The 26,337-nt window shown below is 67.3% G+C and carries 22 protein-coding genes and 2 tRNA genes; 7 read left to right on the forward strand and 17 right to left on the reverse strand.

The genetic code is table 11. The annotated features are described in order from the left end of the window. Positions 1-100: 100 nt before the first annotated feature. The 5 genes from ASG92_RS06365 to ASG92_RS06385 all read right to left on the reverse strand — a co-directional run bounded on the left by ASG92_RS06365 (position 101) and on the right by ASG92_RS06385 (position 6,102). Positions 101-1,069 carry an aldo/keto reductase gene (locus tag ASG92_RS06365; RefSeq protein ID WP_056626078.1) on the reverse strand — a complete coding sequence of 323 codons (969 nt, stop codon included), beginning with the start codon at positions 1,067-1,069 and terminating at the stop codon, positions 101-103. A gap of 85 nt (positions 1,070-1,154) precedes the next feature. Beyond that, the gene (locus ASG92_RS06370; RefSeq protein ID WP_056626080.1) at positions 1,155-2,867 is read right to left on the reverse strand and encodes a glycoside hydrolase family 13 protein; all 1,713 of its coding nucleotides are present in this window, start codon (positions 2,865-2,867) and stop codon (positions 1,155-1,157) included. A 52-nt stretch (positions 2,868-2,919) separates the two neighbouring features. Then, positions 2,920-3,816, reverse strand: coding sequence for a carbohydrate ABC transporter permease (locus ASG92_RS06375; RefSeq protein WP_056626082.1), 897 nt, complete (start codon positions 3,814-3,816; stop codon positions 2,920-2,922). Continuing rightward, on the reverse strand, positions 3,816-4,769 hold the full coding sequence (locus tag ASG92_RS06380) for a sugar ABC transporter permease (protein ID WP_056626086.1): 954 nt from the start codon (positions 4,767-4,769) through the stop codon (positions 3,816-3,818). The genes ASG92_RS06375 and ASG92_RS06380 overlap by 1 nt, the downstream gene beginning before the upstream one ends. Before the next feature lie 25 nt (positions 4,770-4,794). Then, positions 4,795-6,102 (reverse strand): extracellular solute-binding protein, encoded by a 1,308-nt coding sequence (locus ASG92_RS06385; protein ID WP_056626089.1) that lies wholly within the window; start codon positions 6,100-6,102, stop codon positions 4,795-4,797. A gap of 250 nt (positions 6,103-6,352) precedes the next feature. Between ASG92_RS06385 and ASG92_RS06390 the strand changes: the two genes are divergently transcribed. After that, positions 6,353-7,555 (forward strand): ROK family protein, encoded by a 1,203-nt coding sequence (locus ASG92_RS06390; protein ID WP_056626091.1) that lies wholly within the window; start codon positions 6,353-6,355, stop codon positions 7,553-7,555. Between the two features lie 98 nt (positions 7,556-7,653). Here ASG92_RS06390 and ASG92_RS06395 read toward each other — a convergent pair whose 3' ends face one another. From ASG92_RS06395 to ASG92_RS06405, 3 genes are all read right to left on the reverse strand, one after another. Then, on the reverse strand, positions 7,654-9,225 hold the full coding sequence (locus ASG92_RS06395; protein ID WP_056626095.1) for a Na+/H+ antiporter: 1,572 nt from the start codon (positions 9,223-9,225) through the stop codon (positions 7,654-7,656). Positions 9,226-9,350: 125 nt separating this feature from the next. Continuing rightward, positions 9,351-10,010 (reverse strand): SDR family oxidoreductase, encoded by a 660-nt coding sequence (locus ASG92_RS06400; protein ID WP_056626099.1) that lies wholly within the window; start codon positions 10,008-10,010, stop codon positions 9,351-9,353. 87 nt (positions 10,011-10,097) lie between these two features. Further along, complete coding sequence (locus tag ASG92_RS06405; protein ID WP_056626102.1) at positions 10,098-10,658, reverse strand: dihydrofolate reductase family protein; 561 nt, start codon at positions 10,656-10,658, stop codon at positions 10,098-10,100. Positions 10,659-10,990: 332 nt separating this feature from the next. On the opposite strand from ASG92_RS06405, the gene ASG92_RS06410 reads away from it, so the two are divergent. Then, on the forward strand, positions 10,991-11,659 hold the full coding sequence (locus tag ASG92_RS06410; RefSeq protein ID WP_056626104.1) for an HNH endonuclease family protein: 669 nt from the start codon (positions 10,991-10,993) through the stop codon (positions 11,657-11,659). 107 nt (positions 11,660-11,766) lie between these two features. Here ASG92_RS06410 and yidC read toward each other — a convergent pair whose 3' ends face one another. From yidC to ASG92_RS06435, 5 genes are all read right to left on the reverse strand, one after another. After that, positions 11,767-12,591, reverse strand: a complete 825-nt coding sequence (gene yidC, locus ASG92_RS06415; protein WP_082579345.1) for a membrane protein insertase YidC — start codon at positions 12,589-12,591, stop codon at positions 11,767-11,769. Positions 12,592-12,705: 114 nt separating this feature from the next. After that, positions 12,706-12,779, reverse strand: a tRNA-Met gene (locus tag ASG92_RS06420). A 61-nt stretch (positions 12,780-12,840) separates the two neighbouring features. Then, positions 12,841-12,912: transfer RNA gene (locus ASG92_RS06425), tRNA-Thr, on the reverse strand. Positions 12,913-13,206: 294 nt separating this feature from the next. Then, on the reverse strand, positions 13,207-15,363 hold the full coding sequence (locus tag ASG92_RS06430; RefSeq protein ID WP_056626111.1) for a DEAD/DEAH box helicase: 2,157 nt from the start codon (positions 15,361-15,363) through the stop codon (positions 13,207-13,209). Positions 15,364-15,897: 534 nt separating this feature from the next. Further along, positions 15,898-16,551, reverse strand: a complete 654-nt coding sequence (locus ASG92_RS06435; protein ID WP_056626114.1) for an MOSC domain-containing protein — start codon at positions 16,549-16,551, stop codon at positions 15,898-15,900. A gap of 163 nt (positions 16,552-16,714) precedes the next feature. On the opposite strand from ASG92_RS06435, the gene ASG92_RS06440 reads away from it, so the two are divergent. The 5 genes from ASG92_RS06440 to ASG92_RS06460 all read left to right on the forward strand — a co-directional run bounded on the left by ASG92_RS06440 (position 16,715) and on the right by ASG92_RS06460 (position 22,005). Next, a complete protein-coding gene (locus ASG92_RS06440; RefSeq protein ID WP_056626118.1) occupies positions 16,715-17,362 on the forward strand; it encodes a hypothetical protein in 648 nt (215 codons plus the stop codon). Beyond that, on the forward strand, positions 17,363-18,589 hold the full coding sequence (locus tag ASG92_RS06445) for a glutathionylspermidine synthase family protein (RefSeq protein WP_056626121.1): 1,227 nt from the start codon (positions 17,363-17,365) through the stop codon (positions 18,587-18,589). Further along, entirely contained in the window at positions 18,586-20,127 is a 1,542-nt protein-coding gene (locus ASG92_RS06450; protein WP_056626124.1) for an APC family permease, read from the forward strand. The genes ASG92_RS06445 and ASG92_RS06450 overlap by 4 nt, the downstream gene beginning before the upstream one ends. Positions 20,128-20,136: 9 nt before the next feature. Then, the gene (locus ASG92_RS06455) at positions 20,137-21,357 is read left to right on the forward strand and encodes an acyl-CoA dehydrogenase family protein (RefSeq protein WP_056626127.1); all 1,221 of its coding nucleotides are present in this window, start codon (positions 20,137-20,139) and stop codon (positions 21,355-21,357) included. 99 nt (positions 21,358-21,456) lie between these two features. Beyond that, positions 21,457-22,005, forward strand: a complete 549-nt coding sequence (locus ASG92_RS06460) for an isoprenylcysteine carboxylmethyltransferase family protein (protein WP_056626130.1) — start codon at positions 21,457-21,459, stop codon at positions 22,003-22,005. Positions 22,006-22,038: 33 nt separating this feature from the next. Here ASG92_RS06460 and ASG92_RS06465 read toward each other — a convergent pair whose 3' ends face one another. The 4 genes from ASG92_RS06465 to ASG92_RS06480 all read right to left on the reverse strand — a co-directional run bounded on the left by ASG92_RS06465 (position 22,039) and on the right by ASG92_RS06480 (position 26,328). Next, a complete protein-coding gene (locus ASG92_RS06465) occupies positions 22,039-22,815 on the reverse strand; it encodes an SDR family oxidoreductase (RefSeq protein ID WP_056626132.1) in 777 nt (258 codons plus the stop codon). Then, complete coding sequence (locus ASG92_RS06470; protein WP_082579346.1) at positions 22,812-24,215, reverse strand: glycosyltransferase 87 family protein; 1,404 nt, start codon at positions 24,213-24,215, stop codon at positions 22,812-22,814. The genes ASG92_RS06465 and ASG92_RS06470 overlap by 4 nt, the downstream gene beginning before the upstream one ends. 149 nt (positions 24,216-24,364) lie before the next feature. After that, positions 24,365-25,774: an MFS transporter gene (locus ASG92_RS06475; RefSeq protein WP_056626134.1), complete on the reverse strand. Its 1,410-nt coding sequence runs from the start codon at positions 25,772-25,774 to the stop codon at positions 24,365-24,367. After that, positions 25,771-26,328, reverse strand: coding sequence for a helix-turn-helix domain-containing protein (locus ASG92_RS06480; RefSeq protein WP_056626137.1), 558 nt, complete (start codon positions 26,326-26,328; stop codon positions 25,771-25,773). The genes ASG92_RS06475 and ASG92_RS06480 overlap by 4 nt, the downstream gene beginning before the upstream one ends. Positions 26,329-26,337 lie beyond the last annotated feature (9 nt).

Here is a 26,337-nt window from a genome sequence, read left to right on the forward strand (position 1 = left end):
AGAAACAACGCCATCAGCAAACTCAACAGCCTTGGCTTCACCGTCACCCTCACCCCGTCCCCGGCGGCCTAACCGACTTCTACTTTCGTGTTAGTTGGGGTTAGGGGACATTGCTCCCCCGGGCCGTGACCCACAGCCGGTACCACTCGGCCCGGGTCATGGTTTCGGCCACGCGGGCGGCTCCGGCACAGGCCCGGATCCGGTCCGGGTTGGCCGTGCCGATGACGGGCGCTATCCCCGCCGGGTGCTTCATGAGCCACCCCAGCAGCACGGCTTCGGACGTGGTTCCCTTGTCCCGGGCCATGTCCGCCAGCAGCGCCGCCGTGGCGGCCTCGGCGGGCGTGGGCCGCTCGGGCGGATTCCCCGTGTAGTGCCCGCGTGCCAGTGCGCCGTAGGCCTGCAGGGTGATCCCCTGCCGGACGCAGTATTCAATCGTGCCGTGGGGGAAGCTGTAATCCGCCGATTCCGGGTGGTTGACGAGCACCGTGCTCTCGAGCCAGGCCCGATTCAACAGGCTCATCTCCAGCTGGTTGGCCACCACCGGCGTTTCCAGGCTGTCCTGGAGGAACGCAATCTGCTGGCCGGACATGTTGGACACGCCCAATGCCCGCACCTTGCCCTCCGCCATGAGCTTCCCGACGGCGGCCGCCACCTCGGCCGGATCCATCAGGGGATCCGGCCGGTGCAGCAGGAGGACGTCCACATAGTCCGTGCGCAGGCGCTCGAGGCTGCCGTTCACGCGCTCTATGATGGCGTCGCCGCTGAGATCGTAGTGCGTCTCCAGCCCGCGCTCGTTGAGGCGGATGCCGCACTTGGTCTGCAGCCGGATGCGCTCGCGCAGGCCCGGCGTCGCCGCCAGCACCTCACCGAAAACAGCCTCCGACTTGCCCCTGCGGTAAATGTCCGCGTGGTCGAACAGCGTGATGCCGGCGTCCAGCGCCGCGTCGACGGCGGCAGCGGCCTCCTCCACATGGTGGACGTCATGCGGTTCGTCGGACCATCCGCCGCCAAGGCCCATGCAGCCGTAAATGAGCTCCTGCGCGGACGATGGAACGTTGTGTTCAGTCATTGCTTCACTCTTTCATGAGTCGCGGCGGACGCACAGGTGGCGGGGCCCGCCGGGCACCGCCACCCGTACTTGACATTGAGTAATGTCAGCGCAGCCAGGCCGTGGCGTTGACCGGCAGCCTGCCGCCTTCCAGCGGGGCGCTGGTGACCAGCACGGTCCCGGCGGGAAGCTCGACGGCGGTGTCGCCGAAGTTGGTCACCGACTGCCAGCCGCCGGGGCGGCTGAAGTGCAGGACCTCCGGGTTGCCGGTTTCGATCCATTCCAGCTCTTCCTCGGCCTGCAGTTCGCGGCGCAGCTTCAGGGCCGTGCGGTAGAGCTCGAGGGTGGAGCCTTCGGTGCCGTCCTGGGCCTCGACCGCGTACTGGCTGAACCAGTCCGGCTGCGGCAGGTGGGCCCCGCCGTCGCCGAAGCCGAAGGAGGTCCCCTCAACCGACCACGGCAGGGGCACGCGGCAGCCGTCACGGCCGACTTCGACGCCCTTGTTGCGGAAGAACGACGGGTCCTGGCGCTCGGCGTCGGGGATGTCCGCGACTTCCTGGAGGCCCAGTTCCTCGCCCTGGTACAGGTAGGCGGAGCCGGGCACCGCGAGCATCAGCAGCGTGGCGGCGCGGGCGCGGCGCTCGCCGAGTGCCACGTCCAGTTCCTCTTCGGGTCCGCCGGCCAGCAGCCAGTCCTTGCCGTCCTGGCCCTTGGCGTGCTTCTTGCCCTTGGAGGTCTTGGGCAGGCCGTAGCGCGTGGCGTGGCGGACGACGTCGTGGTTGGAGAAGACCCAGGTGGAGGACGCCCCGGTGGCGGCCGCCTCGGCGAGGTTGCGGGTGATGATTTCCTTGAACTCCTCGGCGTCGAAATCGGCCTGCAGGAGGTCGAAGTTGAACGCCTGGCCGAGGCCCTCGGGGCTCGCGTAGCGGGGGCGTCGGGTGGCGTGCACCCAGGCTTCGGCCACCGCGGTGCGCGGCGGGTTGTACTCGTTGAAGACCTCGCGCCATTCGGTGTAGACCTCGTGGACTTCGTCGCGGTCCCAGAACGGGTGCGAGCCGTCGTCGAATCCGTCGGTCCCGGTGTTTGCCGCGCTCAGTTCCAGCTTGGACAGCAGGGGTTCGGTGAGGTCCTTGGTCAGGGCGTGCGCCACGTCCACGCGGAAGCCGTCCACGCCGCGGTCGGACCAGAAGCGCAGGGTCTTGAGGAAGTCGTCGCGGATTTCCCGGTTGGCCCAGTTCAGGTCCGGCTGCTCCTTGGCGAAGATGTGCATGTACCACTGGCCGGGCGTGCCGTCCGGTTCGGTGATGCGCTCCCAGGCGGGTCCGCCGAAGACCGAGTCCCAGTCCGACGGCGGGAACTCGCCGTTGGGGCCCTTGCCGTCACGGAAGATGTAGCGGTCGCGCGCAGCGGAGCCCTTGGGAGACGCGAGGGCTTCCCTGAACCATTCGTGCCGGTCCGAGGAGTGGTTGGGGACGATGTCCGCGATCAGCTTGATGCCGGCGGCATGCAGGGCCGCTGCCATCTCGTCGAAGTCATCCAGCGTGCCCAGCTTGGGGTCAACGTCGCGGTAGTCGTCCACGTCGTAGCCGCCGTCGGCGAGCGCCGACGGGTAGAACGGGCTGAGCCAGACGGCGTCGATCCCCAGCGATTTCAGGTACGGGACCTTGGCCGTGATGCCCTGGATGTCGCCCAGGCCGTCCCCGTTGGAGTCGGAGAAGCTGCGGGGGTAGATCTGGTAGACGGATGCCTGGCGCCACCAGTTCGGATCGGCCAGACGGTCGGAATCAGACAGGGTCGCCAGTGTGGCAGTGGTGGACAAGGGGTGATCCTTTTCTTGTGGTTGGGGTTGTTGCTGGACTGGATTGAAGGGTCTACTTGACTGCCCCGCGCATGACTCCGGACAGTACCCAACGCTGGGCCAGGATGTAAACCACCAATGTGGGTGCCATGGCCATCAGGTAGGACGCGAACGCGAGGCTGTAGTTGGTGTTGAACTCGCCCTGGAAGAGCATCTGCACCACGGGGAGGGTCTGGAGGCTGGGGTCGGCGATCATCATCTGCGGCAGCAGGAAGTCGTTCCAGGAACCGAGGAACGCGAAGATGCCCACGGTCGCGTTCATGGGGGCCAGCAGCGGGAAGATGATCTTGCGGAACACCTGCCACGTGGTGGCGCCGTCCATGCGGGCCGATTCCTCCAGTTCCACGGGGATGGAGCGGACGAAGGCGATGTAGAGCAGGGTGTTGAACGAAATGCCGCCGAGGACGTGCAGGAAGACGACGCCGGCCGGGTTGTCCAGGCCAAGGAGTGCCGTCTGCTTGATTAGCGGCAGGATGATCACCGGGAACGGGATGAACATGGCCGAGAGCAGGTACACGAAGGAGCCGCGGAAGAACTTCCGGTTCCAGTTCCGGGCGATGGCGTAGGCCACGAGCGAGCTGCTGGCCAGCGAACCGAGGACGCTCAGCACGGTGACGAAGGCGGTGGAGATGAAGGCCCGCGGGAAGTCCGTGGCCACGTAGGCTGCCGCGAAGTTTTCCCAGTTCATCGGGCTGGGCCAGGCCAGGCCCGTTCCCGTGCCGATCTGGTCGGGTGATTTCAGGGCCATGGCCACGGTGAAGTACAGCGGCAGCAGGACCGTCAGCGAGGCAACGATCATCAGCGCCGTGAGCCACCAGTTGACCTTGTAGCCTTCGCGGCCGGAGCGGCGGATCTTGCGTGCGGGAGCCGCGGCTCCGGCCATGGTCTCGGGAAGTGTGGAAGCGGTCATTAGAGTGAAACCCCCCGGCGCTGGATGAGGCGCAGCTGGATGACGGAGATCAGCAGGGTGATCAGGAAGTAGATGACGGCGTTCGCCATCTGGTAGGAATAGTCGCCGCCGGTGAAGCCGGAGAAGATGCGCATCGCGACCGACTGGGTCGCCATGCCGGGCCCGCCTCCCGTGAGACCCACGATGATCTCGTAGGCGCCGAGGAAGCCCTTGAACCCGAGGATCACATTGATCACGAGGTAGCCGAGGATCAGCGGCAGGGTAAGGCTCAGGAACTGCCGGAAGCTGCCCGCGCCGTCGAGGTCAGCGGCTTCATACACTTCGGAGGGCACGCTCTGCAGGCCGGCCAGGTAGATGATGGTGGCGCCGGGCGCCGCCTGCCACACCGTGACCAGCACGATGGCGAGCCAGGCGAGGTTCTCGTTGGCGAGGATGCTCGTGGCGAGCGGCGTGACCCCGAACCGCTCCGCCAGCACCGGGAGGGTGTTGGAGAAAAGGTAGTTGAACACGAAGGACACAATCAGGGCTGACAGCACCATGGGGATGAAGAAGACGGTGCGGATGCCCGTGCGCCACTTGATCTTGGCGTTCAGGCCAAGGGCGATCGCAAGGGCCACGATGTTGACCACCACGGTGGTGGTCAGGGCGAAGACGAACGTGAAGATGTACGACTGAAGGACGGCCGGGTCCTTGAAGATGTTGACGTAGTTGGACAGTCCGATGAACTTCCAGTCGCCGTAGCCGGCGTAGTTGGTGAGGCTGAAAAAGACGCCCACCAGTGCCGGAAGGGTGATGAAGAAGGCGAAGAGTGCCAGTACGGGCACCATCATCCAGTAGTACGCGGGATCGATCCTGTTCTTGGACCGGAACGTTTCGGTTTTGGCCGGGGCGGAAGTCGGCGTGTTGCGTCCTGCGGGCGGGGCTGTCTGGGCCACCCGGGATGTTGTGGTCATTGGGGCTCCTGGAATCGGGTGGGGATCAGACGGCGGTGCGCTCGGCAACGCGGCGCCATTCGTCGTCGAGGGCTGCGAGGAACTGTTCGCCGTTCTTGCCGTACACAAAAGACTGGACGTAGTTGTTCAGCGGCACGGACGGCGGGAGGTACGTGCCGGCGCCCTGGTAGTAGCGTGCCTCCTTGACCGAGGCACCCAGCCCGCTGATCTGCGGATTGTCGACGGCGGGAGCGTCCTTGAGCGGTGAGAACGCCGCGTTCTTTTCGTTGTAGGTGTTCACCACCGACGGTTCCAGGAGGTAGTTGACGAACCGCTGCGCAGCGGCCATGTTGGGCGTGTTGCGGGTGATGGCGAGCGCCATGTCCACGTTCACGCGGGCTTTGGTGTCCTCCGGGTTGTTCGTCACCGGCAGGGGGAAGCTGCCGAGCCTGATGCCCTTGTTCGCCGCGACAAGCTGGGAAAGCGCCCACGGGCCCTGCAGGTACATCGCCGCCTGGCCCTTGGCAAACGCGGCGTTGCCGTCTGCGTAATTCTTGCTGGCTGCTCCGTTCTGGGCGAAGGACGCCAGCTGCAGCATCTTGGGCAGGGCCGGGCCGAAGTTGTTGGCGAAGGATTCGGGGGCATCAGCGCTGATGTCGGCGCCCCTGGCAGTGAGCCTCGAGAAGAACTCCGCAACGTCCAGCGAGCCGCCGGCGACGTAGTCGAACATGCCCTGCGAGAGGGTCCACGGGTCCTTGTACGTGCCATAGATCGGCGCGATGCCGGCAGCCTTGAACGTCTCGCAGGCCGCAACAAACTCGTCCCAGGTGGTGGGGACCGCGACGCCCTTGGCCTCGAAGATATCCCTGTTATAGATCACCCCGGCGGCTGCCAGGGAAAAGGGCAGCGCGCTGACCTCGTTCCCGTTGTACTGGCCCCAGGAGCTGATGAGCTCCTGCATCTTGGGGTCGATGGTGGCGGCCACCTGCATGTCCGACAGGTCGGCGAAGATGCCCTTCTTGACGAAGTCGGCCGTGGCCTGCGCGAATCCGCGGGTCACGACGTCCGGCGGATCGTTGCGGACCAGCCCGGGAACGAAGTTGCCTTCGTTGAAGTCCTGGATGACGCGGATGTCCGGGTTCAGCGCCTCGAAATCCTTGATGACCTGGTTGAAGTAGGCCACCACCTCGGGCTTGTTCTGCATGAACCGCAGCGTGGTCAAGCCGTTTTGCGTGCCGGGCGTGGCTCCGCAGCCGGAGAGGGGGAGCATGGCGGCGGCACCGGCGAGGCCCGCGAACTTCAGCAGCGCGCGCCTGCCAATCGGCGCGTTTCCGCTCAGCGCGGCGGCGCTCACGGGGCGGATACCGACGTGAGCGAGGGCCGGGACCGGGAAGGCTTGGGATGGAAGGGCCGGGGTGGTCCGGGCGGGCAGTGCTTCAGGATGCTGTTCACGGTTGCTCCTTTGCAAAAGGGTTGAAGGTCTGGTTCTGGAAGACAAAGCCGGTGGTCGGCGGCCGTCCGGCCCACCATGCTCAAAGTTTATATAGAATCTAAATTTAGTTCCTCAAGTATTATGTGGTGAAAAGCACAAGGAGGTCAACACCATGTCTGAGATGACGGCGGCCACGCCCCAGCTGTTGCGGCGGGTGAGTGCCGGAGCTGTCCTGGATTTCATGCGCGCCTCCCAGGCCGTGACGGTCACCGACGTCATGCAGGCCACGGGCCTGACCCGGGCCACGGCCATCTCGGTGTGCGAAGACCTCATGCAGCGGGGCTGGATCCGGGAGCTGGAAAACCAGCGCGCGTTCGGCGGATACCAAAAGGGCAGGCCGGCGCGCAGGTTCGAGCTGAACGAGCACGCCGGCTACGTCCTCGGGATGGATGTGGGCTACTCCAAGGCAACGGTGGTGGTGTCCGATCTCCGCGGCACGGTTCTGGGACGGTCAAGCCAGCCGTTCGCACTGGCCGAGATCACCGCCGAGGAACGCGTGGCAATGATCGACAAGACAGCCATGATGGCGCTGCACAGCGTGGGCGCCTCCCCCGACTCCGTGCTGGCCGTCTGCGCCGGCATCGCTGCTCCGGTGGACCGCAAGGGGAACGTGCTGGCGGCCCAGCACTTCTGGGGGCTTTTCAACGTCGGGCTCAAGGCCGCGCTTCAGGAACTCAGGGGGTGGACGGTGCTGCTCGAAAACGACGCCAACCTCGCCGCCTTGGGCGAGCGCTGGCGCGGCGCGGCTGAAGGCGTGGACGACGTCGTCGTCATTCTCGCCAGCGAGCGCGTCGGTGCCGGCGTGCTCGACGACGGGCGGCTGCTGCACGGCATCGGCGGCGGCGCCGGCGAACTGGCGTTCCTCGACATGGTCGACGGCGTGGGCGACACCTTCGGCATCGCGGCCATGGCGAGGGCGTGGGCGGCGGAGGCCCTGGCCGGAACAGCCAGGACAACGCTCCGGGAGCACGCCAGGGACGGCGCCGAGGCCGAACACGTCTTCGCGGCCGCCGCTGCGGGAGACGCGGTGGCACTGGAAATCCTGGACCGGCTGGCCGACCGGATGGCCAGGATCATCGGCGCCGTGGCCACGATCATCAACCCAGAGCTCGTGGTCATCGGCGGGGCCGTGGCGAACTCGGCAGGCGTGCTGCTTGAGCCCATCGCCGAACGGCTGCACGAGTTCACCGCCACTCCCCCGACTGTGGCGGTTTCCCCGCTGGGCGACTCGATCGTGACGGTGGGGGCCGTCAGGTGCGCGCTGGATTACGTGGAGAAAAACACCCTGGACCTGGAGCTGTCCGTGCCGGCCTAAGCCGCTCCGCCCTCCAACCCCGCCACAACAGCGCGAACGTACACTTGAGGCCCCAAATCACGGCGATTTTGGGGCCTCAAGTGTTCGTTCGCGCTGCCCTATTCCGGCATGATCATGGTCCGCAGGTCGAGCTGGCGGAGCACCCTGTCCGCGACCTCCGGGTCCATGTCGGCCTCGTTGCGCGCGGCCACCACTTCCTGCCGGGCCGCGTCCAGGGCGATGGTCTGGACCGTGATGGCCAGCTCCCTGCCCCGCTCGCGTTTCTCGGCCAGGCTCTCGTTGCGGAGGCTGCCGTCCAGCAGTTCGGCATGCAGCCGCCTCATCTTCTCCTTCACCAGCGCCACCTTCTCCGGCGGCAGCTCCTTCATCAGCTCGTTGTCCTTGAGGGCCGCCACGGCGGCCGCCTGGGCGCGCCTGGCCAGAAGCCGTGCCGCGTCCCGCTCCTCGGTTCCGTCCTGGGACGCCTTGAGGACGCGCATCAGCCAGGGCAGCGTGAGCCCGGGCAGGACCAGCGTGGCGAGCAGCACCGCGCAGGCTATGACCAGCAGTTCATCCCGCGCCGGGAACGGCGTGCCGTCCGCGAGGGTGAGCGGGAGAGCCAGCGCGAGGGCCAGCGTGGCGAGGCCGCGCATCCCGCACCAGGTCAGGATCAGCACCTCTTTGGCGGAGGTGGGCTGCAGCAGGTTCTTCCGCTTGCGCGCCGACAGGGCCAGCAGGCCAAGCCAGCCGAACCGCACGGCGAACACCAGGATGCAGACCACGACGGCGGTGCCCACCATGCCCAAGATGCCGGCGCCTTCCTTGCGGACGACGTCCTGGATTTCGAGGCCCACGAGGCCGAACGCCAGTCCGGTCACGAGGAGCTCCACCACGTCCCAGAAGGCCGTGCGGGTCACCCGCTCGGCGGCGTCCTGCGGGCGGGAGTGCCGCTGCATCTCCAAGGCGGTGACCACGACGGCGATAACACCGGACGCATGGAATTCTTCAGCCAGGATGTAGGCGGCAAACGGTACCACCAGGGTGACTGCGCTGCGCGCGACCATCGACTCCACGAGCCGGGTGACCAGCGACGTCAGCCAGCCCATGGCGATGCCGACCACGACGGCAAGGGCGGCTCCCACCACGAACTTGAGGACGACGTCGGGCCCCAGCTTGGTGCCGGAGACCGCGGCGGCCACCGCCGCCTGGAAGATCACGATGGCGGCGGCGTCGTTGAAGAGGCCCTCACTCTGCAGCACTGTGATCATGCGGCGGGGCATGTGGACGCGGCCGGCAACCGACTCGACCGCCACCGGGTCCGGCGGAGCCACCATCGCGCCCAGGGCGATGGCGGCGGGGATGCCGATGCCCGGAATCATGAGCCATGCCGCGCCGGCGACCACCGCCGTGGAGATCACCACCAGGGCCACCGCGAGCATGATGAGCGTGCGCCACCGGACCCGGAACACCGCCCAGGAACTGCGCTGGGCCGTGGCGAACAGCAGTGGCGGCAGGAAGATGGGCAGGATCAGCTCGGGCGAGATCGCCAGGTCCGGGAATCCGGGGATGAAAGTCAGGCCCACGGCCAGGAGGAGCATCAGGACCGGGTAGGGCAGCCGGAGCCGGTCTCCCAGGCCGACGGCCACCACGGTGGCGAGCAGGAGTCCGATGATGAGTGCCAGCTGGTCCATGTGCTCACTTTCCCCAGGGTGTCGGGCCTGCGCCGTCCCGTGACGGGGTGCTGGCCGTGCCTTTCTACACTACCGGGACCACCGGGCGGCCCCTTCGACGCGACCAGCCACCGCTTCGCCGGCGGCTACTTCACCAGTTCCAGCGCGGCGGCGACCGGGAGGGTGCCGTCCCGGAATTCGATGGTCTTGCCGACGCTTCCGGGCACCTCGAGCACGGCCGTCGCGACGATCGCCACATTGGCGCGGGAGGTGTCGGCGCCTTGCCAGGTGCTATCCGGATTGACGTCGATCAGGCCGGTGCCGGGTCCGCCGGTGAGATGGCCGGGGCCGAGGATGGTCCAGTCCAGGCTCGTGCCGCGGAGGTGTTCATCCGCCGCAGCCTTGGCCTCGGCGTAGGCGAAGAAGCCGTTGTCCTCGGGGACCCCGTGGTCAGGGCGGGAACCGAAGTACGACACCATGACGTAGCGGCCCACGCCGGCCTCCGCCGCCGCATCCATTGAGCGGATGGCGGCATCGCGGTCCACGGCGTAGGTGCGCTGCGGGTTCCCTCCCCCGGCGCCGGCTGACCAGACCACGGCGTCGTGGTTCCGGAGCGCGGCGGCGATCTCCGCCGTCGTCGACTTTTCAACGTCCAGGACCGACGGCGACGCGCCGGTGGCCGCGACGTCGGCGGCGTGGTCCGGGTTGCGGATGAAGGACGTGACGCTGTGCCCCTCTTCCGTGAGGAGGGTGGACAGATGGAGGGCCACTTTGCCGTGGCCGCCGATGATTGCGATTCGGGTCATGCCCCCATTGTGTCCCACGGCGCGCCGGAGTCCCAGCGTGCCCGGGAGTCCCAGCGGCAGCCGGCGTCGCCGTGCCGGGGAGGAACATCAGGTCCGGTTCCGGTAGCGGAGGTAGACCACGCCGTTCCCGAACCGCCGTTCCTCGAGCAGCTCGAGCCGGAGCCGGATGTCCTCCGGGAAGTACCTCTTGCCGCCGCCAACGGCCACGGGCGAGACGAACATCTGGAACTCGTCGACGAGGCCCGCCCGGATGGCGGAGGCGGCAAGGTCCGGACCGCCGATGATCAGGTCCCGTCCGGCTTCCGCCTTCAGCTGCCGGACGGCATCGGCATTGAACTCCCGCTCGATCCTGGTCCGTTTGGTGGACGGCGTGGCCAGCGTCCGGGAGAAGACCACTTTGTCAGCATCCGTCCAGAGCCGCGCGAACTCCTGGATATAGTCCGGCTCCGCGGCGAAGGCGTCCTGGTCCTCCCACACGGCCATCACCTCGTACAGCCGGCGGCCATAGAGGTGGGTCCCCACCGGGCGCTCAAGCTCGTTGACGAACGTGTGCACCTCGGCGTCGGGCTCGCTCCAGTCGAAGTTCCCTTCCCGGTCCGCCACGTAGCCGTCGAGCGACATGATTCCCGAGTAGATCAGTTTGGCCATGGAGACCCTCCCGTGTTCGGCGGTGCACTGTTCTGCGGCGGGCCGCTTCCGGGGCTGTCCTCTGGGGGCGGACCGCCGCAATCCGACCCTAGGTTCGGTGTGGCCGGATGGCAACAGCATGGCGCTGGCCGCGCCCTTCATTGGCCCTCCGCAGCATTGGCACAGGTTTGGATCAAGACCTGATCAAGGACGCGCTTGCCGGGCTTTTCCGCTGTCATGCTGGTCTTCGCATCAATCAGTGCGCATCAGATTTTCATGACCTAAATGGGGGAATTATGCCGGCAGGCCGGTTCAAACACGTCCGGATTCGGGCGACTTCACTAGTCTCACTTTTGCGCGGGGCGGCCCTGGGCAGGTCCCTCGCCGCCTCGGGCCTGGCCGCGGGACTTCTGCTCGCCGGCCTCGCGGTGCCGGCAGAAGCCGCCACCTACTACTCGGCGACGCTGCGCACTGCAGCGCGGTCGCTTCCGGTGGCTGCCGAGAACAACGCGGGCTACGACCGGACCCGCTACTTCGGCTCCTGGCTCGACACCAACCGCGACTGCCAGAACACCCGCGCCGAGGTGCTGCTCCAGGAAGCGCGTGCCGCCGCGACGTACACCACCACCCGGAAGTGCACGGTCCGCACGGCCCGCTGGGTGACCACCTGGGACAACCGGACGCACTACTCCGCCACGGCGGTGGAAATCGACCACACCGTCCCGGTCCACGAGGCGTGGGGCTCCGGCGCGCGCTACTGGTCGCAGGCGCGGCGCGTGGCGTTCTACAACGACCTGGGCGACTCGCGGTCCCTGAATGCCCAGACGGCGGCCCTGAACTCCGCCAAGCAGGCCAGGGGCCCGGAATCGTGGATGCCGCCCGCGAACAAATGCGCCTACATCGGCCAGTGGATCACCGTGAAGATCCGGTGGGGCCTGCGCGTGGACAGCACGGAGAAGGCCGCGCTGATCCGGTACGCGGATTCGTGCCCCAACGTGATGGTGAGCCTCACCAAAGTCTGACGCCCGCCCCGCAGGAAAGCCCCGCACCGTCCGACGGCGGTGCGGGGCTTTTTCTTGCCCGTTTACTTGCCCGCTTGGCGGCGTTGTCGGGTCTACCGTTGCTTGCGTCACGCTGGGCGCGGGACCCCACCGGGACCAGGCGCCCGCGGGTCCGTGACAAGGCGGTGCTGCACCATGGTCCAAAGGTTGGAGACGGTCCAGTAGATCAGGACGCCGATGGGGAAGATAATGCCTCCCGCCCCGAACACGATGGGCAGGATGTAGAGCAGCATCTTCTGTTGCCGCATGAAGGGGCTGGCCGTGGCTTCTTCGGGCATGCTCGTGGCCATGATGTGCTTCTGCGTGACGAACTGCGCGGCTGTCATGGTCAGGATCATCACGATGGTCAGGATGGTGACCGTTGCCGGGTTGCCTCCGGCATTGTGCAGCAGCGTGGCCGAGAGCGGGGCACCGAAGATGCTCGCCTCGTCGAACTGCGCCACCTGGTCGCGGCCCATTGCACCGATTCCCGTGGCCTGGTTGCGGGCCGTGCTGATGCCGGAGAGCACCTGGAAGAGGGCGAAGAAGAACGGCATCTGGATCAGCAGGGGCAGGCAGGCGGAGAAGGGGTTGGTGCCGTGCTCCTTGTAGATGGCCATCTGTTCCTGGGCCATGGCCTGCCGGGACAGCGGATCGGTTTTGCCCCTGTATTTGTCCTGCAACTTCTGCAGGTCCGGCTGCAGCAGCCGCATGCGGCGCTGGGCGTTGACCTGCCTCAGGAACACGGGAATCAGGGCGGCACGGATCACCAGCACCAGCCCGATGATGGACAGTGTCCAGGTCCAGCCGCTCGCCGCCGGCATGCCCACGGCGCTCAGGCCCTCGTGGAAGCCCACCATGATGGCGGACACAAGCCACTTGAACGGAAACATGATCGTTTCGAAGAGGTCCACTGATATCCCCATTCGTCAGTGCTGCCAAGCTACGGGGAAACGTGGTTCTTGTCACGATCTCAACTGAAGACAGAAAAGCCCCCGGAACCTTGCGGATTCCGGGGGCTTGATCTGTAGCGGTGGGGAGGCTCGATCTCCCGACCTCACGATTATGAGTCGTGCGCTCTAACCAACTGAGCTACACCGCCACGAATGAGAAAAACCTGTGTCAAGCCGGTCAAGACCGCCTTGACACAGGCCCTCATTCAGAGCCCCCCACCGGAATCGATCCGGTGACCTCGTTCTTACCAAGAACGCGCTCTACCACTGAGCTAGGGGGGCAACGAGTAAATACTCTACCGGAAGAGTTCCCACTCAACAAATCGGCGCGAGGGCGCTTCCGGAGCCGCCGAAACAGTTGCGCCGGAACCATTTTTATGACCTCGGAAAGGCCCTATTTGACGGTCCGGGAGACCGCCGAAAAGGCCCATATGGGTGCTCCGCGCCGGCACCGGGGACGCCATTCAGGGCAGCACGTTGGCTTTAGTGATTAAACAGATATAGACCCGCTCGGAAGCCGGTCCATATCTGTCATTTCAAAACTACTGGCAGGGAGCTACTCCCCCGGGCCGGTGGTTACCACTTGCCCTTGCGGTTGAAGTCGCGCTGTCCGCCTTCGTTGCCGTGGCGGGGCTTGCGTGAGCCGTCGCCGTGGCCGCCGAAGCGGGAGTCGCTGGCCTGGCCGCGGCTTGCACCGCTGTCAGCACCAACGCTGCGCTCCGAACGGTCGCTGTACGAACGGCCGCCGCGGTCCGCGGAGGACCGCTCGCCGTCGTTCTTGCGGAATTCCTTCTTGAACCCGCCGTTGCCCTTGAAGTTGCCGCCACGGTCTCCGCCGCCGGAGTAACCGCCGCGGTCGCCGCCACGGTTGCCCTGGTAACCGCCACGCTCGCCGCCGCCGCCGGACGGCTTGCGGCCGTTGTCCAGTTCGAGGTGGATCAGCTCGCCGCCGATCCGGGTGCGGGACAGGGCCTTCAGCTGATCGGGGCTCAGGTCCGCCGGGAGTTCCACGAGGGAGTGGTCCGAGCGGATGTCGATGCCGCCGATCTGGGCCGAGGAGATGCCGCCTTCGTTGGCAATGGCGCCAACGATGGAACCCGGCATGACGCGCTGGCGGCGTCCGACGGCGATCCGGTAGGTGGCGTTGCCCTCGGTGAGCGTGCGGGTCGGGCCGCGGGATCCGAAGCCGTCCTTGGAGCGTTCGCGCTTCTGGAACTCGGGGGCTGCAGGCAGTTCCTTGACCAGGAGCGGCTGTCCGCCCTGTGCCATGACGGCCAGCGCGGCAGCGATCTCCGAAGCCGGAACATTGTGCTCTTCCTCGTAGGAGGAGATGAGGTCACGGAACGCCGCAACGTCCTCGGACTCAAGGGTCTCCGTGATGCGCTCGGCAAACTTGCCCAGGCGCAGCGTGTTCACCGTTTCAGCGGTGGGCAGGTGCATCTGCTCCACCGGCTGGCGGGTTGCCTTCTCGATGGAACGCAGCAGGTACTTCTCCCGCGGCGTCATGAACAGGATGGCGTCGCCGGAACGGCCTGCACGGCCGGTGCGGCCGATGCGGTGGACGTAGGACTCGGTGTCGTGCGGGATGTCGTAGTTGACCACGTGGCTGATGCGCTCAACGTCAAGGCCACGGGCCGCGACGTCGGTGGCCACCAGGACGTCGATGCGGCCTTCCTTCAGCGCGTCGACAGTGCGTTCGCGCTGCTGCTGCGGGATGTCGCCGTTGATGGCGGCAGCCTGGAAACCGCGGGACTTCAGCTTGTCAGCCAGGTCCTCGGTGGCCATCTTGGTGCGCACGAAGGCGATGACGCCGTCGAACTCTTCAACCTCGAGGATGCGGGTCAGGGCGTCGAGCTTGTGCGGGCCCATGACCTGCAGGTACCGCTGGCGGGTGTTGGCGCCGGTGGTGGTCTTGGACTTCACCGAGATCTCGGCCGGGTTGTTCAGGTACTGCTTGGACATGCGACGGATCTGGCTCGGCATGGTGGCCGAGAACAGCGCCACCTGGCGGTCCGACGGGGTCTGCTGGAAGATCTGCTCAACGTCCTCAGCGAAGCCCATGCGGAGCATTTCGTCGGCCTCGTCCAGCACCAGGTACTGGAGCTCGGACAGGTCCAGGGAACCCTTGGCAATGTGGTCGATCACACGGCCGGGAGTACCGACGACCACCTGTGCACCGCGGCGCAGGCCGGCGAGCTGGGGGCCGTAGGCGGAGCCGCCGTAGACGGGGAGGACCGTGAAGTCATCGATGTGCTTGGCGTACGAGGTGAAAGCCTCGGCAACCTGGAGCGCGAGCTCGCGGGTCGGAGCCAGGACCAGTGCCTGCGTCTTGCGGGACGGGCCGTTGAGGTCGTGGAGCTCGGCCAGGCGGGACAGTGCCGGTACTGCGAATGCTGCAGTCTTACCGGTGCCGGTCTGGGCGAGGCCCACGACGTCGCGGCCTTCAAGCAGCAGCGGGATGGTTGCTGCCTGGATGGGGGAAGGCTTTTCGTAGCCGACGTCCTGCAGGGCGGCGAGGACGCGGGGGTCGATGCCGAGATCGGCGAACTTCACGCCTTCTTCTTCGTCTTCCTCAGCCTTGGCTGCGGGAGCGGCGGGCGCTTCTTCGGCCTTGGCGGGAGCGTCGGCAGGGGCGGGCTCTGCTGCGGGGGCAGCGGCCTCAGTGAATTCGACGGTCGCGGATTCGGCAGTTGCCGTTTCGGTCTCGATGGCGTCGTTGTGAGTTTCGGGCATAGGGAAGTTTCCTCATCCATAGGGGGCCAGGCGGCACAACCCGAGGTGAGCGGAGCCGCAGTACATGTGCCGTGGTTGCCGGGCATACTTTGACCGGCCGGTCACGTAGAAGTCCGGCGCTTTCGCAATCCCGTGGCAGGACTTCCCGCTGCATCTCTTGGCTGCTATCCCAGCAGTCTGTACAGCGTTTTCTTTAGCCGGCTCTCCCTATGAAAATGCCCGCATCGCTTGTGCGGACTCCAACACTTGCCAGTCCTGCCTCAAAAATTGGGCAGGAATAAGGGATTTCCGGAGTGGGGGATATTTCAAGTGTAAGGCATGGTTCCGTGCCTGGGTAACCGAGAGGCCGCACGCGGCGGTGAGCTTGCGCACACAGGCAGCAGCCAACCCGCAATTTTCCGCCTTGATTCAGCGGAATCGCCGCAGATTTGCACCGCTTTCCGGCGCCGTTGGATCCCGATTCCGCGCCAGCCCAAGGTTCCTCCGCTCCGAGGCTGCGGAAAGCGGTGCAGAAATGCCCAGAGCTGGGAGGCGCTAGCTGCCCACCCGGCGGAGCAGCTTCTCGAATTCGTCGTGGTACTCGGGCTGGAGGCGGATTTCGCCGTCCGCGTCGGCGTCGCGGAGGGCCTCCATGGCTTCGACGTCAGGCTGGCTGAACCACCGGCCGATTGTCACCCCGTGGCTGGGAACGAAAAGCCGGTGGATGTGGTCGCCGGCCTGGATGGAGCCGGTCCGGATCACCCGGAGGTATGTGCCCACGCGGCCCGCCTCGGTGAAGCGCTTGACCCACTGGGCCTCCCCCATGCGGCGCTGGAAAGCCGCACACGGCACGCGGGGTGAAGTGACCTCGACTTCGACGTCCAGGCCGATCTTCCAGCGCTCACCGATCACCGCACCCGTGGTCTCGATTCCGGCCACCCGCAGGTTTTCGCCGAAGATTCCGGGCGGCAGTTCGCGCTGCAGCTCTCCGATCCAGTAATCGGCGTCGGCCTGGGAATAGGCGTACAGCGCCTGGTCCTCGCCGCCGTGGTGGATGCGGCTGGCCTGGACGTCGCCATGCAGGCCAAGCTTGTGCACCCTCACCGGCCCGTCCACGGGACGCTTGTCAATGGCCGTAACGCCCACGCTCCCTTCGTCAGGGAGGAGCTGGTGTACCCGGCAGACGGCAAGCAGAGTGGCGGTATCCATGGCAACAGTCTAGGTTCTCGGCGGTCGCGGTGCCCCTGCTGCGCCAAAGGGAACTCCTGACCGCTTTTTTGTTCGCCGCAGGACCATGCAGCTACTAGGCTTGCTGCAGGATTTCACTGGCCCGCGAGCGCAGGCTCAACGGCATGGAACAGCAGGGGGAACCATGGACCCGGAGAAGGAACCGCAGAAGGACCCTGGCGGGGGCCCCGGCGAGAACGCGCCCGGTTCCGCGCCCGGCTCCGGGCCCGCCAAGCCCCCGCCCTGGCAGGTACCCAAGCCGGAGCTCCATCCTGAGCTGCTGAACCTTGGCCAGGACAAGGACGCCCAGGCCAACAGCCAGCCAAGTCAGGACGTCCCCCGGCCAAGTCCCCTCTTTGATCCGTTCGCCCGTGAGCGCGAGCGCGAGCTGGCCTCCGCGGCGGCGAGGAAGAAGCGGTCGCAGCGCCGCACCGTCGTCGTCGGCCTCGGTGTGACAGCGCTGCTGGCCGGCACCATCACCGCGATCGTGGCGAGCAACGAGCAGGAAGCCGACTACGCACAGGTCTGCTTCAACGACGAAACCGGCGAGCGGGTGGAGGACACCCAGTGCAACAGCACCGCCGGCCGCGGCGGCGGCCTCTACGCGTGGTACTTCTACGCCCGCGGCGCCAGCGTTCCGGCCGTGGGCCAGAACCGTTCGGCCTATCCGAGCTTCACCAAAACGGTGCCGCAGGGCGCCAAGACGTCCACGGGCTACAGCACCAAGGGCGGCACGGTCAGCAGGGGCGGCTTCGGCAGCAGCTCCAAAGGCGGCGGAAGCACTGGAGGCTAGGTGAAGCGCCTACTGTCGGAGCCCCGGCCGGACTGGAAACAGAAAATCGAGGAGCAGGGACTGGTCTTCTCCACCACCACGCTGCCCGGCGGCCGGAAGATCGAGTACTGGAACGAATCCGCCTACTACGAGTTCACCATGGACGAAGTGGAGGCCCTCGAACAGACCGCCGAGGAAATGCACGCCATGTGCCTCGAGGCGGCGAAGTTCCTGGCGACGGGCGCCATGGGGCCCATCGGCATCGGACCGCAGGCCCTGGAGCTGGCGGCCGAATCGCTGCAGGCCGGGGACATGGACATCTACGGCCGCTTCGATTTCGTCTACGACGGCCAGGGCGGCGCCGCCAAGATGCTCGAATACAACGCGGACACTCCCACCGGCCTGATTGAGGCCGCGGTGGCCCAGTGGTTCTGGCTGCAGGACGTCTTCCCGGAGAAGGACCAGTGGAACGGCATCCACGAGGCGCTGATCCGCCAGTGGAAGAAGCTGCAGTACCGCACGGGCATGAGCACGCTGCACATCGCGCACTCGGAAGCCGAGGAATCCGGGGAAGACTGGATGACGGCGGCCTACATGCGGGACGTGGCCAGCCAGGCCGGCTGGACCACCATCGGCATCAACATGTCCGACATCGGCTGGGACCCCAACCTGAACCGCTTCGTGGACCTGGACAATTTCATGATCAGCACCATCTTCAAGCTCTACCCGTGGGAGCTGATGATGAAGGAGCCGTTCGGCCACCGCCTGCTCCAGCGCGCGCACAATCCGCGCTGGGTGGAACCTGCCTGGAAGATGCTCCTCTCCAACAAGGCGCTGCTGGCCGCCCTGTGGCACCTGTACCCGGGCCACCCGAACCTGCTGCCGGCCTACCTCAATGAGCCCGGCCCGCTGAAGGAATGGGTGGCCAAGCCGCTGCACGGCCGCGAAGGGGACAACATCAGGATCCAGGCGGAGGGCATCAGCATGGAACAGCCCGGCGGGTACGGCCGCGAGGGCTGGTGCTACCAGCAGTTCCACTCCCTCCCCGACTTCGACGGCAACCATCCCGTCCTCGGCCTGTGGGTGGTGGACGGCGAGTCGGTAGGCTGCGGCATCCGCGAATCCGACGGCCCCATCACCGATTACTTCTGCCGCTTCGTGCCGAACACCATTGACGCGCCGGCGCCCCTCAGCGTCCAGGCCCACTCCGCCGCAGCCCACTCCAGCAAGGCAGGTATCGCACTATGAGCACAGGAACCACGACGGCGGGAGGCGGCACCGGGGGCCGGTCCCGTGGCGCTGTCCCCTCCAAGGGACTGCACGCCGGGATCCTCGACCTGGGTGACTCCGTCATGCTGGGCCTGGCCTCTACCGCTCCCGTCTATTCCCTGGCCGCGACGCTGGGACTGATCGTGGCCGTGAACGGGAACTACACACCCCTGATCCTGCTCCTGGGCTTCATTCCGGTGCTGTTCATCGCGTACGCCTTCCGCGAGCTCAACAGCGCCATGCCGGATTGCGGCACCACGTTCATCTGGGCCCGGCGCGCCTTCGGCCCGTGGGCCGGCTGGCTGGGCGGCTGGGGCGTGGCGCTGGCCGGCACCGTGGTCCTGGCCAACCTCGCGCAGGTGGCCGGGCAATACCTGTGGCTGCTCATCGGAGACGGCTCAATCGCCGGGAACAAGATTGTGGTCACCGCCACGGGCGTGCTGTTCATCCTCTTCATGACCCTGGTCAACTACCGCGGGATCCGGCTGGGCGAACATGTCCAGCGCGTCCTGACCTACGTCCAGTACATCTCGCTGGGCATCTTCGCTGCGGCCATCATTTTCAGGATCGCGGGCGGGGCTCCTGGCGGGGCCACAACCGGCCAGGCCTTCGACATCGAGTGGTTCAACCCCGCCGGCGCGTTTGCCGATCCCGGCGCGGTGGTGCACGGCGCCCTCCTGGCACTGTTCATCTACTGGGGCTGGGACACCTGCCTGGCGGTGAACGAGGAGACCGAAAACCCGACCACCACGCCGGGCCGCGGCGCCGTGATCTCGGCCTTCGTCCTGGTGGCCATCTACGTTTCCGTGGCCCTCCTGGTGATGATGTACGCCACGGTGGGCACGGAGGGCATCGGGCTGGGAAACAGCGAGAACCAGGCCGACGTCTTCCTGGCCATGAAGGACGTGGTCCTGGGACCGTGGGGCTGGCTGATCGTCGTCGCGGTCCTGGCCTCCGTGCTCTCCTCCACCCAGACCACCATCCTGCCCACGGCCCGCGGCACGCTGTCCATGGGCGTCCACGGCGCCCTGCCGCCGAAGTTCGCCGAAGTCCACGAGCGCAACCAGACGCCCGGGTTTTCCACGCAGGTGATGGGCGGCGCGGCGATCGCGTACTACGTGGCCATGAGCTTCCTGAGCGAGAACCTGCTGTCCGATTCGATCAGCTCCATCAGCCTCTTCATCGCGTTCTACTACGCCCTCACCGGCTTCGCGTGCGTCTGGCATTTCCGCGGCACGCTCCGCGAGTCCGCCCGCAATCTGTGGTTCCGCGGGATCCTGCCGCTGCTCGGGGCGCTGATCCTCACGGCGGCATTCTTTGTCTCCGCGGCACAGATGTGGGACCCGGCCTACGGGGACACCCAGATCTTCGGCGTCGGCGGGGCCTTTGTCAGCGGCGTGGTGCTCCTGGCGCTGGGGGTGGTGCTGGCAGCAGTGTGCCGGTTCCTGCCCTCCACGCGGGACTACTTCGCAGGCAGGCAGCAGGTCTCCCCCAACCACGCGGACCCTGCCCCGTAGGATGCTGCCATGAGCAACGACGACCTTGACCCCGCGGCAGCCACGGCCGAGTTCGGGCTCCCGGACCCCTCCGACATCCTGGCCCTCGATTCACTGCTGACCCCTGATGAGCTTGTCCTCCGGCAGCGGATCCGCGATTTCACCGACCAGCAGATCCGCCCGGACATAGCAGAGTGGTACGACCAAGGCGTCTTCCCGCTGCACCTCCCGGCACAGCTCGGCGAGCTCGGCGTGCTGGGCATGCATCTGGAGGGTTACGGCTGCCCGGGGCGATCCGCCGTCGAATACGGTCTGGCAGCCATGGAGCTGGAGGCCGGCGATTCAGGCATCCGCACGTTCGTCTCCGTCCAGGGTTCGCTGGCCATGACCGCGATCCACAGATGGGGGTCGGAGGACCAGAAGGAGGAGTGGCTCCCCCGCATGGCGGCCGGCGAGGTGATCGGCTGCTTCGCGCTCACGGAGCCGACAGCCGGCTCGGACCCGTCGTCGATGGCCACGTTCGCCCGCCAGGACGGCACGGGCCCTGACGCCGGCTGGATCCTTGACGGCGCCAAGCGCTGGATCGGGCTCGCCTCCATTGCCGACGTCATGGTGGTCTGGGCCAGGACCGACGACGGCATCCGCGGCTTCCTCGTGCCGGCCGGCACCGCCGGCGTCAGCGCCGCGCCCATAGGGCAGAAGCTGTCGATGCGCGCCTCCGTCCAGTGCGACGTGACGTTCGACGGCGTCCGGCTGGGACCGGAGGCACTGCTGCCCGGCGCGCGCGGACTGAGCGGGCCGTTCTCCTGCCTCAATGAGGCCCGGTACGGCATCGCCTGGGGAGCCATGGGCGCAGCCCGCGACTCCTACGAGGCGGCCCTGAACTATGCGGCGGAACGGCAGCAGTTCGGCCGGTCGCTGGCGGGATACCAGCTCACCCAGGAGAAGCTGGTGAACATGCTCCTGGAGATCCAGAAGGGCACCATGCTGGCGCTGCACCTGGGCCGGCTCAAGGACGCCGGGAGGTTGCGGCCCGAACAGATCTCGCTGGCCAAACTGAACAACGTCCGCGAGGCCATCAAGGTGGCCCGCGAAGCCCGGACCATCCTGGGCGGAAACGGCATCACCCTGGACTATTCGCCGCTGCGGCACGCCGCGAACCTGGAGTCGGTGCGCACTTACGAGGGGACGGACGAGGTCCACACGCTGATCCTTGGCCAGCACATCACGGGGCTGCCCGCGTTCCGGTAGCTTTCGGCTCCGCCCCTTGTCCACACCTGGTTTCGACAAGCTCAACCAGCGGAAGATCCGCCCCTTGTCCCCGCCGATGCCGCGGTTCAGAATGCCAGCATGGCAGTTTCCGAAGATACGAAAAGTGAGAGGCAGCGGGCTGCGGTTGGCACGGCAGTGTTCGCCCTCGCGCCGGCGACGGCCGCGGGCCTGGTTCCGTGGCTGCTGACGCGCTGGCGAGTCCAGCGGCCGGTGCCCGGCGGAGCGCCCGCCCAGCTCGCCGGGGCGTTGCTGCTGGGTGCCGGCGCGTCCGTGATCGCCAATTCCTTCGTCCATTTCGCAGTGGAAGGCGTCGGCACCCCGGCGCCGTTTGCGCCACCTAAGCATCTGGTGGTGGGAGGCCTGTACCGGTACGTGCGGAACCCGATGTACGTGGCGATTGCCGCCGCCGTCACCGGGCAGGGGCTGCTGCTCGGCCAGCCAAAGCTGTTCGCCGTCGCCGCGTTGGGTGCTGTCCCTGTGACGGCCTTCGTGAAGTTCTATGAGGAGCCCACGCTCACCCGGAAGTTCGGTGCGGAGTACCAGGTGTACCGGGACAATGTCCCCCGCTGGCTGCCGCGGCTCACGCCCTGGCGGCCCGGTGCTGCACCGGAGCATCAGCCGGCGTAGTAGCGGCGCACAGGAGAACTCGCGGCAAGGCGCTCAGGCCGAGAAACCGCCGTCGGCCTTGATCAGCTGCCCCGAAACCCAGCGGCCTGCCGGGGAAAGCAGGAAGGCCACAGTGCCCGCCACGTCCGCCGGCGTTCCCAGCCGGCCTCCGGGCTGGCGCCTGGTCAGCTCTTCGCGGATCTCCCGGTTCATCCAGCCGGTATCCACCGGGCCGGGGTTCAGCACGTTGGCGGAGATCCCCAGGGGGCCCAGCTCACGGGCCGCCGCAACCACGATCCGGTCCAGCGCACCCTTGGAGGCGCCGTACGGAAGGTTGAACGCCGTGTGGTCACTGGTCAGCGCCACGATAGCTCCGCCGTCGTCCGCTGCCTGCCGCGCGAAGGCGCCGATCAGCTGCCAGCTCGCGCGGGTGTTGACGGCGAAGTGACGCTCATAGCTCTCCAGCGTGGTGTCCAGAATTCCGGAGTCGACGGATTCGGCGTGGCTGAGCACCATGCCGTGGAGGGTGCCTGCCTGTTCGGCCACGCTCGCCATCAGCCGGTCCACGGCCTCCGGGTCCTGGAAGTCCGCGGGCAGGGAGACAACCTTGGCGCCGATGGCCTCCAGCTCCGAAGTGAGCCGTTCGACGTCGTCTGGCTGGATTCCCCAGGGCATCCGCGAGTCGTAGTCCTGCCAGTACGTCAGGACCAAATCCCAGCCGTCGGCCGCGAGCTGACGGGTGATTCCGGCGCCGATGCCGGCCAGGCGGCCGGCGCCGGTCACCAGGGCGGTCTTGCGCTGGGGCTCCAGGGCCTCGGGTTCCAGGCTCATGACGGCACTCCCGTCAGCGAGCCACGCCGAAGCACCACGAGCCAGCAGGCCATGATCGCCAGCGCGCAGAACACCCCGGCGCTGGAGGCCATGATCCACAGCCCGGGCGTCTGGACGTTGAGGTTTTCGGCCCCGAACAGGGTGCCGATGGCCTTGGGAGAGAAGAGGAACACCATAATGGATGCGCCCAGGACGCCACCCATGAGCCAGCGCGTCTTGCGGTGGCGCAGGGGCGTCTCGCGCATGGTCCAGGCGAAGGCGGGAAGCACCGCGGCCATCCAGACCCAGTGATGGGACCAGGAAATCGGGCTGATCAGGAGCATCGTGAGCGCAGTGGCGGAAATGGCCACCACCCTGGCGCCCTGGTCGCTGGCGGCCTTAATGACGGCTGCTCCCAGGGCCACGACCAGCAGGCTCAGGGCCAGCCACGGCGCGGTGACTCCGGCCTCGGGAACTCCGAAGTGGAGCAGCGCGCCCTTGAGGGACAGGTTGTCCACGTAGCCGGCGCCGCCGATCCGGGAGGTGTCCGGCAGCATCTGGAGCCAGAACTGCAGGGATTCGGCAGGGCGGATGAGCCAGCCGAGCACCACCGTGGACCCGAAGCCGGCGGCCATGTTCAGCAGTCCGCGCCAGTCCTTGCGGATCAGGAAGTACAGGCCGAAGGCCAGAGGTGTCAGCTTGATCCCGGCCGCGATGCCCACCAGAAAGCCGCTGCCCGGAAGCCCGCGGCGCCACTTCGGGTTGCCAGCCAGGAGGTCTGCCGCCATCAGTCCCAGGAGCAGGATGTTGATCTGGCCAAACACCAGCGATTCCCGCCACGGGCCGAGGTTCAGGATGGCCAGGAGCAGCACTACGGCGCCTATCCGGTTCCGCAGCGAGCGCCCGGCAGACGGACCAAAGGTCCCGCGCCAGCCGGATTTGCCGGTCCAGTACCGGACTCCCAAGGCGGCGACCCAGGCGGACACGGCCACTCCCGCGGCATTGAAGAGCAGCAGGGCCGTTGCCTGGGGCAGCCCGGCGAGGAGGCTGAAGACGAGGGCAGCGAACGGCGGGTACGTGAAGGCAAGCTCCGGGCCGCCGGCCCATTGCAGGGTCGGCCGGTACAGTCCCGACGGCGCCAGGCCGGCCTCGTTGAGGACCTTGCCTGCGTGCCAGTAGACGCTGAAGTCCAGGCCTTCTTTGCCCCACGCGTCAAGCCGCGACGAGATGAAAACGGCAGCGGCCGCGACGACCAGCAGAGTGACCAGTTCGGCGGAGACTGCCGTTGCCCAGGGCCTTCGCAGTAGCCCCGCGGAGCCTGCCCTGGACACTTCATGCGTGCCGGCGGCTGCGGAGTCTTGCGTTAAGGCCGTCTCTTCTGTTTGGGCCTTGTCTTGAGTGTGGGCGTCGAGCAGAGCCATTCAGTGTCCCCCAGATGCGTGAACCTGTGTGGTTTTGCCTCCGGGACGCACGTCGCGCCATGCCGCAGGACCAGCGCCCGCGCGGGCGCTGAGGCAATCCTACCGAAGCGACCCGCGCCTTCCGCTCACCGACGCGGCCGGGCCGCACATCACGCCGCGCCGGTTACCACCGGGGTGGACTGCCGTTTCCCGGCGTCCTTGCGGATGGTGGCACTGATGATCGCCGCGATGGTGCACATCGCGGCAGCGCCGAACCACGCGTAGGTGTACTGGCCGGTGGCGTCGCGGATGGCTCCGGCGGCCAGCGCGGCCGCGGCGGCGCCGAGCTGATGCGCGGCGAACACCCAGCCGAACACCACGCTGCCGTCGGCACCAAAAACCTGGCGGCAGATGGCGGCCGTGGGCGGCACGGTGGCCACCCAGTCGAGGCCGTAAATCACCACAAACACGATCATGCTGGGGTGGACCGTGGCGCTCAGCAGCAGCGGCAGCAGCAGCAGCCCGATCCCGCGGAACTGGTAGTACACGGCCAGCAGGATTCTCGGGTTGTAGCGGTCGGTCAGCCAGCCGGAGGCGATGGTGCCCAGGATGTCGAAGATCCCGACGACGGCCAGCAGGCCGGCCGCGGTGGTTTCCGGCATGCCGTGGTCGTGCGCGGAGGGGATGAAGTGGGTGCCGATCAGTCCGTTGGTGGTGGCGCCGCAGATCGCGAATCCGGCCGCGAGCGCCCAGAACGTGCGCACCCTGCTGGCACGCCTGAGGACCTGCAGCGCACGGACGGCGGCGTTGCGGCTCGGTTCGGCGGCTGTTGCTGCGGCCGGTTCGGCGGCGGGTCGGGCCCCGGTCGCGACGGCGGACTCCGGCTCCCCGCCGCCAGCCGGCACCTCAGCGCCGTAAGGCAACACCCCGACGTCGGCCGGCGAGTTCTTCAGGAACTTCAGCACCAGCGGAACCACCGCCAGGGCACCGGCGGCGATCAGCAGGGAGGCCTGCCGCCAGCCGGGATCCTGGGCCAGCATGGCGATGAACGGCAGGAAGACCAGCTGGCCGGCGGCGCTGCCCGCTGTCAGGATGCCGATCACCAGGCCCCGGCTCTTGGAAAACCAGGTGTTCGCGATGGTCGCCGCGAAGACCAGGGCCATGGAGCCGGTTCCCAGCCCGATCAGCAAGCCCCAGGTGAGGAGGATCTGCCAGGACTGATTGACCAGCACGGTCAGGGCGCTGCCGGCGCCGATCAGCACGAGCGCGACGGCGGTGACGGCGCGGATGCCGAACCGTTCCATGAGGGCCGCGGCGAAGGGGGCCGTGAGGCCGAACAGCACCAGGTTGATGCTGACGGCGGCGGACAGCACGGTGGTGGACCAGCCGAACTCCTGCTGGAGCGGCACCATGAGCACACCGGGCGCGGCACGGAAGCCCGCTGCGCCCACGAGCGCCAGGAACGCCACCGCGGCCACCATCCACGCGGGATGCAGCCGGCGCTTCCGGGACGGACCCGGCGGGGTCGCTGCTTCTTGGTCTTCTTCATTGCGGGCGGCGGTCGCCTCGGGGCTGCTCATGCGGCTGTTCCTTTGTGTCCGGTTGCGTCCGTACGGTCAGTGTCTGATTGCCCGGGTTCCGGGCGTTCGCGGGCGGTTGCCAGCGGCACCGGGTCCTCGGTGCGGGTCAGGCTGTGCCAGCTGGTGTTCTCTGCCGTGAGCCGCTCGCCGCACTCCGTGCAGGTGTCCGCGGAGCCGGTCCGCTGCCCGCAGGGCGAATGGATGACGTACATGTGCGCATGGCCGGACGGCGCCGGGAGGTGCTTTTCGGACCAGATCACGACGGCGTTGAGCACCGGCAGGGCGTCCTCGCCCTTGGCGGTGAGCACGTACTCCTGGCGGGTCCGGCCGCCGTCGTCATACGGTTCCTTGGCCAGGAGGCCGGACTCCACGAGCGCGGCGAGCCGCCGGGTGAGGACCGAATCCGCCACCTGGAGGCGCGTCTTCATGGCGTCGAAGCGGCCGTTGCCGAAGAACACTTCCCGGAGCACCAGCATGCCCCAGGGGTCGCCGAAGATATCCAGGCCGCGGGCCATGCTGCAGTTGCGTTGGGACCAGTCAGAGCGGAGTGCCATGCGGCGAGA

The sequence above is a fragment of the Arthrobacter sp. Soil736 genome, from assembly GCF_001428005.1.
GTDB lineage: Bacteria > Actinomycetota > Actinomycetes > Actinomycetales > Micrococcaceae > Arthrobacter.